Source organism: Streptomyces sp. NPDC096310 (genome assembly GCF_044763125.1).
Taxonomy (GTDB): domain Bacteria; phylum Actinomycetota; class Actinomycetes; order Streptomycetales; family Streptomycetaceae; genus Streptomyces.
Genome location: NZ_JBIWFO010000008.1, coordinates 21,078 through 33,018 on the forward strand (window position 1 = coordinate 21,078; position 11,941 = coordinate 33,018).

At 67.5% G+C, this 11,941-nt stretch carries 12 protein-coding genes; 1 reads left to right on the forward strand and 11 read right to left on the reverse strand.

The annotated features are described in order from the left end of the window. Window positions 1-3: 3 nt before the first annotated feature. The 9 genes from ACIQ7D_RS17545 to ACIQ7D_RS17585 form a co-directional block, all read right to left on the reverse strand. Window positions 4-618, reverse strand: a complete 615-nt coding sequence (locus tag ACIQ7D_RS17545; protein WP_403938398.1) for a hypothetical protein — start codon at window positions 616-618, stop codon at window positions 4-6. Continuing rightward, on the reverse strand, window positions 618-1,769 hold the full coding sequence (locus ACIQ7D_RS17550) for a DUF5047 domain-containing protein (protein ID WP_403938400.1): 1,152 nt from the start codon (window positions 1,767-1,769) through the stop codon (window positions 618-620). The genes ACIQ7D_RS17545 and ACIQ7D_RS17550 overlap by 1 nt, the downstream gene beginning before the upstream one ends. Beyond that, window positions 1,726-3,969 carry a hypothetical protein gene (locus tag ACIQ7D_RS17555; protein ID WP_403938402.1) on the reverse strand — a complete coding sequence of 748 codons (2,244 nt, stop codon included), beginning with the start codon at window positions 3,967-3,969 and terminating at the stop codon, window positions 1,726-1,728. The genes ACIQ7D_RS17550 and ACIQ7D_RS17555 overlap by 44 nt, the downstream gene beginning before the upstream one ends. A 9-nt stretch (window positions 3,970-3,978) precedes the next feature. After that, a complete protein-coding gene (locus ACIQ7D_RS17560) occupies window positions 3,979-8,487 on the reverse strand; it encodes a hypothetical protein (RefSeq protein ID WP_403938404.1) in 4,509 nt (1,502 codons plus the stop codon). Window positions 8,488-8,508: 21 nt separating this feature from the next. Then, window positions 8,509-8,847 carry a hypothetical protein gene (locus tag ACIQ7D_RS17565; RefSeq protein WP_403938405.1) on the reverse strand — a complete coding sequence of 113 codons (339 nt, stop codon included), beginning with the start codon at window positions 8,845-8,847 and terminating at the stop codon, window positions 8,509-8,511. 80 nt (window positions 8,848-8,927) lie between these two features. Then, window positions 8,928-9,344: a hypothetical protein gene (locus tag ACIQ7D_RS17570; protein ID WP_403938407.1), complete on the reverse strand. Its 417-nt coding sequence runs from the start codon at window positions 9,342-9,344 to the stop codon at window positions 8,928-8,930. A 90-nt stretch (window positions 9,345-9,434) separates the two neighbouring features. Continuing rightward, window positions 9,435-10,022 (reverse strand): phage tail protein, encoded by a 588-nt coding sequence (locus tag ACIQ7D_RS17575; protein ID WP_403938409.1) that lies wholly within the window; start codon window positions 10,020-10,022, stop codon window positions 9,435-9,437. Window positions 10,023-10,094: 72 nt separating this feature from the next. Next, window positions 10,095-10,487 (reverse strand): hypothetical protein, encoded by a 393-nt coding sequence (locus ACIQ7D_RS17580; RefSeq protein ID WP_403938411.1) that lies wholly within the window; start codon window positions 10,485-10,487, stop codon window positions 10,095-10,097. After that, window positions 10,484-10,813, reverse strand: coding sequence for an HK97 gp10 family phage protein (locus ACIQ7D_RS17585; protein ID WP_403938413.1), 330 nt, complete (start codon window positions 10,811-10,813; stop codon window positions 10,484-10,486). The genes ACIQ7D_RS17580 and ACIQ7D_RS17585 overlap by 4 nt, the downstream gene beginning before the upstream one ends. A 30-nt stretch (window positions 10,814-10,843) precedes the next feature. Between ACIQ7D_RS17585 and ACIQ7D_RS17590 the strand changes: the two genes are divergently transcribed. Continuing rightward, a complete protein-coding gene (locus ACIQ7D_RS17590; RefSeq protein WP_403938415.1) occupies window positions 10,844-11,164 on the forward strand; it encodes a DUF4429 domain-containing protein in 321 nt (106 codons plus the stop codon). Here ACIQ7D_RS17590 and ACIQ7D_RS17595 read toward each other — a convergent pair. Both ACIQ7D_RS17595 and ACIQ7D_RS17600 read right to left on the reverse strand, forming a co-directional pair. After that, entirely contained in the window at window positions 11,161-11,523 is a 363-nt protein-coding gene (locus ACIQ7D_RS17595) for a hypothetical protein (RefSeq protein WP_403938416.1), read from the reverse strand. The genes ACIQ7D_RS17590 and ACIQ7D_RS17595 overlap by 4 nt on opposite strands. Then, window positions 11,523-11,939: a hypothetical protein gene (locus ACIQ7D_RS17600; RefSeq protein WP_403938418.1), complete on the reverse strand. Its 417-nt coding sequence runs from the start codon at window positions 11,937-11,939 to the stop codon at window positions 11,523-11,525. Before ACIQ7D_RS17600 ends, ACIQ7D_RS17595 begins: the two co-directional genes overlap by 1 nt. Between the last annotated feature and the right edge of the window lie 2 nt (window positions 11,940-11,941).

Consider the following 11,941-nt stretch of genomic DNA (forward strand, 5'->3'; position numbering starts at 1 on the left):
AGGTCAGTTCAGCCAGAGCGGCGTAGGCGGTAGGGCGACGAGAGTTCCGCTCGCGGGGCCCCGGTATTCGATGGCGCCGGTGGAGGCTCGGAGGATGCCGCGGCAAGCCCCGTAAGTTGCGCCGTTGGTGCCCTGTGAGCAAATGAGCACGATGTCTGTGTCCGAGTTGGGGCGGGCGCCGACGGGCAGAGTGGTAAGCACGTCGCCGTAGCCGAGCGTGCTGGACTTGGTGAAGCTCCCGCGCAGGTGGACGGTGTCCCCGATGACGCGGTATTGGGGGGCCTGATAGCCGGAGGCGGCACTGTACCCGGTGCCGAACCCGAGCCCGGCCCACGCGCCGTTGGAGGCAGTGGCCGAGGCAAGCCGGCCGTGGGCGATCCAGTTGCCGGTGCCGCTCTGGCTGATGACGATCCAGTCGCCGACGACCGGTGAGGGGTACGCGTCGGGAATGCGTCGTGCACGTATGGCGCCGATGGTGACTGTGCCATCGACGTTGACGGAGGTGACCGTGCCAGTCCGCCAGTCCGCGCCGCGCACCTGCGGGTCGGCGGCTCCGGCGGTCCGTGAGGCTTGGATGAGTTCGGCGGCGAGGTCGGCGCCAGTGACTTCGGCGGGCATTAGGCGTCTTCCTTCCCGCCGATGGTCTCCAGCGTGGTCGAGTTGAGTCCGAGGTCGAGGGAGAACGACTGGATCTGATGAAGTTCGCGTTCGCCGTTGCCGTAGGTGACGCGGATGACGTCGCCCGGTTCGAGGCACGGGTTCGGCGCGGCCTCGATCGATACGGTTGCCGACGGCTTCACTGCGTCCCGCAGGAGCTTCGCCGCAGCGCCCGCGCACTGCCCGTTGGAGACGAGCAACGACGAGGAGTAGAAGCGGGGCACCCGGCCGAACGGTCCGGCCCAGTAGGTGGGGCTGGTCGGGTCGTCGTCCTGGGCGGTTGCGCTGACGGCGGCCACGTTGTCCTCGGTGTTCTCCCCGCTGGCGACGACGACGTTGTAGATGCCGTCCCGGTTGTACGCGCGGTTCGCGGAGATCAGCACTCCGCCCTCGCCTGCGTCGACATTCCATGCAATCGGGGCAGTGGCGATGTCGGGGAGTTCGGCGATGATGAACTGTCCGTCGGCATCGGCATACACCTCGGCGCCGATCGCGGTGGCGCACGCCTGGACGGCCGCCCACCGGTCGCCCTGTGTATCCCAGGTGGTGGTGCCGAGCGTCGCATCCGACGCTCGGTTGACTATGACCGCGGCTGGCAGGGTGGCCTGAATGAGTCCGGTGATTGCGGTGACGGCTGCTGTGCCGCCGCGGGTGCTGTAAGGGGTGATGAACCGGTCGTCGGCGACGATCGATTCGAGGCCGCTGCCGTTGATGGTGACGGGGCCGAGGTCGGGGTCGCCGTCGACAGAGTCGATACGGAACTCGCCAAGTGGCACCGATTCGACGGTGGTGTCGGGGAAGCGGATGCCGCGCAGGATCCGGAGTCGCGCCCCATAGATGGCGAGCTGGTCGACGGGGCGGACCGGGATGAGGGAGGTGTCGGGCACGGTAACGGTGCAGGTGCGGCGGACCGCAGAACCGCGGTTGACGGTGACGCTGCCCCCGATGTGGATCAGGGGCTGCACGACTCCGTCCGCTCGAATCAACTGCACCTCCGTGTATGGCACGTGCGACTGCGAAAGGGCCGGCAGGAACCGCGACGAGGGAGGGTTATACATCAGGCCCTCCTCATGTGGTGCGCTGGTTGAGGGCCAGGTCCAGGACTGTCGCATAGCGGGACAGCAGGTCGAGGACGGTCGCGTTCTCCACGAGGACGTCCTGCACTGTCCAGGTTGCGGATCCGGAGACGCCTACGGTCGGCCGGTCCTGCTCAGTGAGCGGGAGCGTCCACTCGCGCCACGGATCCGGCGCATACGGGCTGACGCGAGGAAACGCGCTGCCGCCGACGGCGACGTACACGTCCGTCTCGCCCATGCCCGGGGCCGCCTGCCACAGCAGCACGGACCCGGACGACAGCAGCAGCCGCAGCGCATCCCGCTCGCTGTCAGCCTGCGTCCACAGCACCAGCGAGCCCTCACGGCCACCGCGATCCCCGGACAGGATGATGGCGTTCTGCCGCCCGCGGACCCTCATGACGTTCTGCTCGATCGGCTGCTGCCATTCGGGAGCCTCTTTGACCAGGGCTCGCAGGTTGAGCTGCGGACGGGCCGGGTCCTTGAGCCAGCAGTAGTTCCGGTCCACGGGGTCGAGGATCACCGTGCTGGTGACCCTCCAGCCGGTGAGGAGTCCCGTCGTGGCGCTGGTGTACTCGATCCGGTAGGTAACGGGCACGCCGAGGGGCGCCTCGTAGTCCTCGACGCTGAACACGTCATCGGTGATCGGCGTCATGGAGATGAGTCCGCCCCTGCCGCGCACCAGGGATTTCGATCCGTCGCCCAGGACCCGGTAGACGGTCAGCAGGTTGCTCGCACTCAGGCCGCGCAGTACCAGCAGGATGCTGGCTGTCGCGTCGCTGCCAGTTACCTGCGCGGACGGCAGCACCTGCTGGAGCCGCACGTCGTCGACCTGGACCGTCGATGAGGTGCTGGTCGGGGTGAGGAGCAGGTCCATTTGCCCTGTCACGGCTCCGGCCGGAGGGGTCATATCGGCGTCGAACCGGTACCAAAGCCCGTCGCCGGGGAGGGCCCCGGCGACGCTGCTGATGGTGGTGATGAGCGTGTCGGTGGCGTCGAAGTACCGCATGGCGATGTTTGCTGTCCAGCCGCCCGCTACGCGTTTGAGCGCGGCGCTCGCTTTCCAGTTGAGTAGCTCTGTGATCGGGTACTTTCCGGAGCGGATGGTGCTTGCCGTGGCGGTCGTGGAGGTGACGGTGAGGCTGTAGGCGTTGCTGATCGCCTGCCCGCCCCAGGGAGTGGAGCGGGCGATCGAGGCGGCGCCGGATGCGACGGTCCACTGCCCGATGCCTTGTTCGAAGTTGGAGTCGGTGAAGTTGACCTGATTGTCGTTTGGTGCGGTGCCGGTGGCCGTGGCGGTGCGGACTTTGAGGACCATGCCATCCGCACGAACCACCTGCCCGGCGGTCGCGGAGGTGATCCCGAAAGCAAGGCTCGCGGTCGCCGCTGTTGCCGGGGCGAACGCGGAGGCGATCTGCCGGTACGCGCCGGTAGCGGGCGCGGCGAGGGCCGAGCGGGTGGCCGTCAGTTGGGTGCCGCCCGCATCGTAGAAGCGGATCTCCACCCACACTGATGCAGCTGCCGTGGGCGGTGACAGGTAGCCGAATCCCAGGTACTCCATGCCGGGCGTGACGGGCGCCCGCTCCGTACACAGGGCGGACCCGTTTCCGGCCGCGGTCACCGTGAGGGTGATCATTTCTCCGCCGGAGTAGTACCAGGTAGCAGGCCAGGAAATCATGGGGGCTGTGCGAGACAGGGTGCCGTTCGATTCGACGGCCCAGCCGGACGTGTCGATCTCGTACTGCTCGGCGTTGAAGCTGAGGAGGTTTCCTGCGTGCCGCAGCGGCCAGCCGAAGTACACGTTCTCGAAGTAGCTGATCACGCCGGCGCCCGCGGGGCTGGAGGACACGACGACCTGTGCCCGCGCGGCGCCGGCCGGGGCGATCCCGCCGACGCTGATGCGATGCCACGACGATGACGCCGTAGCGGTAGTGAGCCCCCACGTGATGCTGACCTCGCCGCCGGAGGCGTTGAGCCAGCGGATGCCGATGCGCTCCGGGACCGTCGTCCCGGAGGCATCGGCGAATGCCGCGTAGGTGGTTCCGACGACGACCGCGTAGGAGGAGTAGGTCCGGGCCTGCATCTCCCCGGCCGCCACCGACTTGACGACGAGGACTCCGTCGCCGTTCCGCCCGCCACCGCCGAGGCCGATCGTGCAGTTCAGCTTCGCCGCCCACCCGGAGATGTTCGGGTCGATGGTCTCGGTGGTCAGCGACAGGAAGTTCCCTGGGATCGCCATGCCGCCCCCTTAGATTGGTCGGGCCCTGAGGGCGGTGAGGACTTGAGCGTTCTCCTGCCGGACAACGCCCTTGAAGGTGCCCATGAGTTCGCCGGAGTCAAGGACGAGGGTGCCTGTCATCTCCGTCGGCCCGTCGAATCCTCCGCCGCCGCGTGCCGCAAGGGACGTGAGAGCGTTGGCCTGCCCTGCAGTGAAAACAGGCTCGGGCCGGCCGGTGCCGTTGTAGGTGAGGGACAGGCCCTCGGGCAGGTAGCCGCCGGAGTCGTACTTGCCGGGCTGGAAGCCGTAGTGCGACGTGAACAGCTTGTCGTTCCAGCCCCGTGCCCGGCTCCCGACGACGACACCGTCGCCGCCTCGGCTCTCAACGTTGACGCCGTTGATGGTGCCGGCCGTGTGGCCCACGCCCGCATTGGTGATGCCGATGCGGTACGGGCTCTTCCCGTTGAGGACCCATCCAGGCGGCGCCGCCTTCCCCGAGAACGCCATCGTCGCCCAGCGACGGTGAGGCTTCTGACCTCGGACGACGGACTCGATGGCGCTGACGAAACCGGAACAGTCCCACGACGGATTCCCGTTGCCGCCCCACTGGTAGGGCAGCCCGTGCTGCGTGCGCGCCCACTTCAGGCCGGCCTGCATGCGGGGCCCGCCGATACCTCCCGCCCCTTTCTTGTCGGCTTCCTTCCCGTAGCCGAAGATCGCGTCAAGGATCCTGGTCGGGATACGCCTGATCATCTTCCGGAAGTCGGTCGACGCCCCTGGGAACTTCTTCAGCAGCGGGTCGATGACGTGCTTCACGCCGGCTCGCGCTGAGGACTCCAGGCCGTCCTTCAGCCACGACGTGCCCTTCTTCACGGCGTCCCAGGCTTTCGACCCGAGGCCCGCGGTCGTCTTCCCGATCCAGTTGAAGATGCCGCCGTCGGCGAACTGCTGGGTCGGCGTGTCGGGGTTGCCGCCGAGCGCGGGTGCCAGAGCGGCCTTGACGCCGGTCGTGCCACGGGACGACGCGATCCGGTTCATGGTGGACACGAAACCGGAGCCGACAGCGCGGGTGAACTCGGGCCGCATGATGGCCTCGCCGCCGGACAGTTCGAGACCGCCACCGGTCGGGGACACGAACTTATGGACGTCGCGGCCGGGCGTGTAGCCGGGCATCACGCCGCCGGAGGCAAAGGAGTACGGCTTGAGCGTCGGCGCCCCGAAGGCACTTGCGACCTTGTTCCAGACCCCGACAATGCCCTTGTTGTAGACGGTGTCGACGATGAACTTGACAGGCGCTTTAGCGATTCCCTTGACCTTGTCCCAGGCGACTTTGATGGCGGCGCGAGCTGAGTCAAATGCCTTGGCGACCTGACCGATGGCAGACTTCAGGGCGCCGAATACAGGCTTGACTCCGGAGTTCCATACCGTCGCCACGATGGTCTTCATGCCGTTGAAGGCAGGGACTACCGCCTTGCGCCACAGCCACCCAGCAACATCACCGACAAGCCGCATGCCCTTCATCAGCGCATCGAACTGCGGCTTGATAGCCGCACTCCACAGCCACTTCGCCTTACCGCCGATGTAGTTGAAGACCGGGCCGAGAACCTTCGACCACAGCCACTGGGCTCCGGCCGCAATAGCACGGAAAGCCGGACCGATGGCCTTCGCCCACAACCATGCCCCGATCGCCCCAAGCGCCTTGATAGCCGCGATGATTGGTAGCAGGACAGCAACGACCACAGCGGTCAGCAGGACTTTCGCTGCGGTGGCAATGAATCCGAACGCCGGTCCAAGCGCGTTCCGCCACAGCCACATTGCCCACCGACCGGCCCGCTGAAGGCCAGACCAAATGGCGTTGAGTACAGGCTTCAGGGCGTTGTTCCAAGCCCACAGGGCAGCCATCTGAATACCGGACCAGGCCGCCTGTACCAGGTTCCGGAACCAGCCAAACTGCTTGTAGGCGTAAACGACCGCAGCAACGAGAGCGACGATCCCGACAATAATCAGCGTGATCGGGTTGGCGCTCACCACCAGATTGAAGGCGATCAGAGCCAGCGTCCATGCGCGAGTCGCAATGAAAGCCAAGTACATACCCTGGATCAGCCACGGCAGAGTCTCCGCGATGCTTGCCAAACCGCGTCCGAGTGCTCCAAGGATTTGAAGCACTGGTCCAGACAGAGGCGACAGAGACTTCGACAGCTGATAGAAGGCGCTGGAAATATCACGGATCGACTTCGCCAGCAGGGGGCTCATGTTCGCCGAATAGCTCAAGAACCGCTCGAACTCCGGGCTTCCCTTCAGGCCGGTCGCCCAGGAAGCCCATCGCCCGGTGATCTCCTGCATGCGCCGGCTGATGGAATCCATATGAGGCAGGAACGCGTCCACGATTCCGCCGAGCGTCTTGAACACATTGCCGAAGGCAGCGCCAAGTCCCACGACCGCAGGAGTCACCGACCCGGCGAGATCATATCGGAAAGACTGCCACCACGGGCTCTTGAACCCGCGCGACACCCGGTCCTGAAGGACCTCGATAGCCCGCACCGCGCCCATCACGAACGGCGTGAGACCCGGCAGCGAGTTCTTGATTCCTTCGAGGGCCCGCGTGAACAGCGGCATCACCGCAGGCTGAAGCGACTCCGACCAGCCCTTGAAAGCCTTCCGCAACGAGACGAACGCATCGAACGTGCCACGCGCGGCCGGAGTCATCCCCGCAAGCGCCGCCTGATACTTCGCCTGCGCCACGGCAGCCTGATCCACACCCCCGGCCGCAGACCGCGACGCGGAGGCAACCTGACGCTGAGCAGAAGCAATCGAGTCCGCCGCGGACTGCTGAGCCGCCACCAGAGACTCCTGGGCGCGCGCCACCGACCGGGCACCGTCCTCCTGTGTCTTCGACACATTCCGGGACGCCTCCGCGACCTTCGCTTGCGCGTCGGCAATAGCCCGCTGGGACTCCACCTGCTGACGGGCCGCCTGCGAACGCGCCTTCGCCAGCCCCTTCTGCTGCGTCACCACCGCCTTGTCCGCTGCGGCGATCCGCTCCTGCGCCTTCTTCACGAGGTCGGAGCCCTCAACGCCGGCCTTGTCGGCGGTCTTCTTCTCCGACGTCAGTTCCTTCGTGGCAGCTTGCTGGGTCTTCAGTCGCTGCACGGCCTGGTCGTAGGCGAGCTGGGCGCGCTGCTGCTCCAGCACCGTGGCCTTCGTGCCCTTGGCCTGCACCGCGCGCAGGCGCTGCTGAGCCTCCTGCACGGACAGAGCCGCATCCCGCTCGCTGAGCTGCGCATCAGCCAGCCGGGTCGACAGCTCGGCCAGCTGCTGGGTCGCATCCTTGCGGGCCTGGGTGAGGTCCTGCTGTGCCTGCCGGGCTGTCCGCTGTGCATCGGCCAGAGACTCCTCGGCCTGCGCGACACGCTCGGCGGCGGACTGCTGTCGGTCCGCGGCCTGCTGCACCGCATCAGCCAGGGACTGCCGGGCCTGTCGAACCTGCTGCGCCGCATTCCGACTCGCCTCAGCGGACGACCGGACCGCGTCCCCGACAGCCTGCTCCGCCTGCGAGATCGACCGCGCCGCGTTTCGGTGCGCCGCCGCAAGGGACTGTTGCGCGCCCGCCATCTGGGAAGCCTTCGCGGCGCCCTGGCCCGCGGCCTGGCCGCCCTTGTAGGTGGCGTTCGTCGCAGCGTCCTGTGCTGCCTTCTGCGCCTGGAGAGCCCCGGCAATGTCGATAACGGCAGGGGCTGCCACTGCGGCGAGCGCACCGACGCCCACCGAGGCGGCCACGGCTGCGGATCCGATGGCGCCGATACCAGCAGCGAGAACTGGGATCGCGGGGATGACTGCCAAGCCGCCGACTGCAGCGGTGAGTTGCAGGACCGCGGACAAGGCGCCCGAGGTGTTGACGTCAACGCGGGCCCTCTTCCCGTCCACAGCGCTGATCGCCGCTCGTACTGCGGCGAGTTCCCCAAGCGCCGTCGCTGTGTCGGCCCGCACCTGAACGTTGGGGTGACTGGCGCCGAGCCGTGTGAGCTCGGCCTCGATCAGTTTGATCTCCGTCTTGGCCGCGGCAGCATCAATGTCGATGCCGATGCGCTTGTTCGCGAGCGTTTCCATACGGACACGGAGGGCCTGGAGGTCGGCGTCGGCGTCGGAGGTGTTTGCGTCGATATCGATCTTTGGGAGGGCGCGGAACGCTGCTTCCAGCCGAGTCTTCAGCGCCCGGGAGAATGCCCCGCCGGTCTGGTCTCCCTGACGGACAGCGGACGCGCGGGCCGCCGCGCCGCCCTGAGTGACGCCGTCACGGAGAGAGCCACGGATCTCAGCGGTGATCCGGGCGGCGATCTGCTGGCCGATCTGCTGGCCAATCCGCAGCCCGATGTCGCCAACCTGGGCCTGCATGGCTGGCCCGAAGCTCCGGCCGGCTGCACTGCCAGCTTCCTCGCCCACTCGGGTCGCCGCAGGGACGAGCGCACGCTGGAGTTGCTGGTAGATGCCCCGCGTACTGGGGATGATGTCGACTTCGACGGAGCCCACGGAGATCGCCACGGGAGCCTCCTCCCGTGCGCGTCAGGCCGCGCTGCCACCGTTGATGATCTCGAAGAGTCTCTGGCTGGCCGCCTCAGACATCGGCTCGCGTGCGGGTTTCGACGTGGCGCCCGGTCGGCGTATCGGCTCAGGGCGCTTCGGCTTCCGGCCCTTGCCGTCCGAGTTGACGCGGATCAGGATGTACTCCAGGGTCCGCAGCGAGTCCGTGATCCCGGCGAGGAGTTGCTCCGTCTGTGACCAGCGGCCCTTCTCCGGCTCGCCCTTCTCAGCCTGGGCCTCGTACTCCTCCGGCGTCATAGCGTTCCGCAGGGCGGTCGTCGTCGCCGACTCCGGCGGCAGATGCTGAACCAGTACTCTCAACCGTCTCGCCGTCATCTCGCCCCGCCAGTAGGCGTCGATCTGGTCGGCGTCCCGCGGATACCAGTGCGCGAGGTCAGCCTCTACCGCCTCCGCGTGCGCCTCGACGACCCGGCGGGTCCACGCGATTTCCCCAGGCTCTCTCCGCCGCGCCGGGCGGCCTCCGCGACGAACTCCTCGAACTCGTCGTTCGTCGGGTCGATCTCGAAGTACAGATCGAGATCGTCAGGATGGACGACCTGCTCCGCGAAGAAGGTGAAGTTCGCGTTCGACAGGGCGGTCTGCCACGACTGCCGCCACGCGCCCGGCGGAACGATGCGGATCTCCTCGTCGGCGAGTTCGGCTGTGACGTAGTGCCCTTCCGCCTCAATCTCCTGAGCTGTTGCGGCGTCGGCCTCGTCGTTGAAGTCGTCGGCCGGCTCGGGCGCGAGGTCGCGGGGGGCTCGGGCGGGGCGGGGCGTGGTGGTCTTGCGGGTTGACGTGCGGCTGTTCGCTGCCATGGGCGCGGGCCTCCTCGATCGGGCGCGGGCAGAGATGGGGTGAAGGGTGGGTGGGCCGGCCCGCGCCAACGTGCGGCCCACCCACCCGGCTCAGGAGCCCGAGTACTCGGGCGTGACCGGCAGCTTGTCGACGTGGTAGACCGTGTTGCCTGCCTCGTCGGGGTAGGTGGTGATCGTCCACTCGTAGCCGGACATCTCGTCCTGCTTGAAGGACACGTCGGAGCGGTCGTTGATTTCCCCCTGGGGGACGTAGAAGCCCTTGAACGCGTTGCCGTCGATTACCAGGAACCAGAACGCGCGCCGGTCCGGAACCGGGGACGCGGTCTCGGCGTACTTGGTGAGGCCGTCGCCGTCGGGCTCCAGCGCCGCGGCATCAAGCCTGTACTGGAGGCTCTGTACGGCCACCCGGCTCGTCTCCCACACCGTCAGCCCGAACGTCCGCACGCTCTTGGTGATCTGCGTGCGGAACGGCGACGTGAGCCCCCACGGCGTGAACTCCTGGCTGTCCTCGTCGAACCCGTAGGTGAGGCCGTCGTCGGAGATCGCACCGAGGGGCTCCCACGGGGACGTCGGCTGATCCAGCGGCGACGCCAGCGCAGGCGTCCCCACCGGCGCCACGAAGCCGCCGCCGTTCGCCCCCACCAGGGCGAGATCCGCAGCGCGGGTGATGTTGACCATGATGTCTCCAGACATGCGAAAGCCCGCGCACGGGCGGGTACTGACAGGGGTCCGGCGCGGGCCCAAAACCGGTCAGGAAACCGGATGGCAGAAGATCTCGTAAGTCGCCCCAACTCGGCGCAGGGTGACGTTCTCGTAAGGACGCGAGGCAGGCAGGGACAGAGCGGCGACGCGCCCGATAACCGCGGCGCTGGACGTGCTGCCTCGCAGCTCACTAGTCACCCAGTCGTGGACCTGGCGGGCCAACGTGATGGCGTCACCCCGGGTTGCCGCGAACACGTCGATGTCGACGAGGAACCGGGCCAGTTTCAGTCCGTCATCCCCGCCGCCTGGAACCTGCTGCACGCGGATCGTCGGCAACTCGGCAAGGAGGTTGTTGTCCAACTCGTCCCGCACCACCGCACCCGGGAAGCGGGCCGTGCCGAGGGTGATAAGTTCCAGCTCGATGTCGAAGAGGGCGGTCACTGGTTCCGCCCGCCCAACTGCGCCGCCCGCAGCAGGACGTGATGGGCATGGACGCGCTCCGTCCCGTACTCCACCCAGCGCGCATAGTGGGCCGTGTTGCGAACGTATCCGACCGCGCGATCCCGGCGGCGACCGCCCCGCGCTGTGCTGTCCGTGGTCCACGAGTCCTTGTAGTGACCCGGGTGCGGACCGCCCACATCCACCGGCGAAATCGCCACGGCGACGCTTTTGATCACCTCGGCGCGGCGGAGCATCTCCGCCCGGATCATCGGCGACCGCAGAAGCTGACCAACGCCTTTACGGGACATCTTGAACCGTGCTGCCATAGCCCCTCCAGCAACTCGTAGGGGGCGGACATGGACGTGAAGGGCGTGCTCGGCACGATCAGCTACGACGGGGAATGGATCACCATCACGAAGACGCCCGTCGGTCTCAAACCGGCACCGGTACGAATCCGGGCCGCCGACGTCACCGGCACACGTTTCAAGCCCGCCACCCGGCTCATGCACGGATACGTGCAGTTCCTGCTGCCCGGCGCCGAAGCCGCCGCAGAGAAAGGCGGCATCCTCCACTCAGGCCGGCCGCCCTACGAGGACCCGCACAGCCTGTCCATCCCCCGCAAGTCCAACGACCTCGCCGAGAAGCTCGTCGCCGCAGTCGAGCAAGCCCGCGGCTAACCCGTCACCCTGTCGGCGGCGAATTGGACAACGCCGCGCGTTCCGGTGAACGGGCTACGGCCCCAATCACCAGGCTGCCCGGTGATCTCGCAGACCTCGCCGCGGATACGAACCCGGTCCGTGGTGCGCACCCCGGTTCTCGGAGGCGCGTACACGGTGTAGCCGACGATGACCGTGTCACGGCCCTGTTGCTCCGGCCCGCCCACCTGAGGCGTCTCAGCCCGCGGCGTCACCACACAGCCATGGACATCGAACGACTCATCCAGGCCGGGCAGCGGCTGGCCGCGCGGGTCACGGCCCGATGACTCTCCGATGCGGACGATTCGCACCGTCTCCCCATACGGGTACGGCGCGGGCATCAGGGATACCCCCAGCCCGTCCCATAGTCCTCGAAGATGCCGTAGTCGACATCGATCGGCCAGGTCGGCGACGGGTCCGCCGTGTCCGGAGTCGGGTCCACCGTGAAGGCGCCCCCGCGACCGGCCAGCGACTTCAGCGCAGACTTGTCCGCCTTCGTGAGATACAGGCCGCCCGAGCCGGACGGCCGCTGTACCGACATCGGGCCGATCGTCTCGTAGCTGACCTGCTGAGGATTGACATAGGCCCGACCAGCCACGGACAGCACGACAGCCCTAGCACCGTCAGGGAGCGGTTTGACCACCGTCTCGCACAGCGACACCGCGCTCTCGATCAGCAGGTCCGCCCGGTCGCCCTGGATCTCATCGAGCCCCAGATACAGGCCGAGTTGCTCGGCGGTAGGAGGAACGAATGCCACGG

Bases quoted from the DNA above. Each gene is read 5' to 3' on its own strand.
- ACIQ7D_RS17545 (WP_403938398.1), bottom strand. From the start codon at position 618: ATGCCCGCCGAAGTCACTGGCGCCGACCTCGCCGCCGAACTCATCCAA.
- ACIQ7D_RS17550 (WP_403938400.1), bottom strand. From the start codon at position 1,769: ATGCGACAGTCCTGGACCTGGCCCTCAACCAGCGCACCACATGAGGAG.
- ACIQ7D_RS17555 (WP_403938402.1), bottom strand. From the start codon at position 3,969: ATGGCGATCCCAGGGAACTTCCTGTCGCTGACCACCGAGACCATCGAC.
- ACIQ7D_RS17570 (WP_403938407.1), bottom strand. From the start codon at position 9,344: ATGGCAGCGAACAGCCGCACGTCAACCCGCAAGACCACCACGCCCCGC.
- ACIQ7D_RS17575 (WP_403938409.1), bottom strand. From the start codon at position 10,022: ATGGTCAACATCACCCGCGCTGCGGATCTCGCCCTGGTGGGGGCGAAC.
- ACIQ7D_RS17585 (WP_403938413.1), bottom strand. From the start codon at position 10,813: ATGGCAGCACGGTTCAAGATGTCCCGTAAAGGCGTTGGTCAGCTTCTG.
- ACIQ7D_RS17590 (WP_403938415.1), top strand. From the start codon at position 10,844: ATGGACGTGAAGGGCGTGCTCGGCACGATCAGCTACGACGGGGAATGG.
- ACIQ7D_RS17595 (WP_403938416.1), bottom strand. From the start codon at position 11,523: ATGCCCGCGCCGTACCCGTATGGGGAGACGGTGCGAATCGTCCGCATC.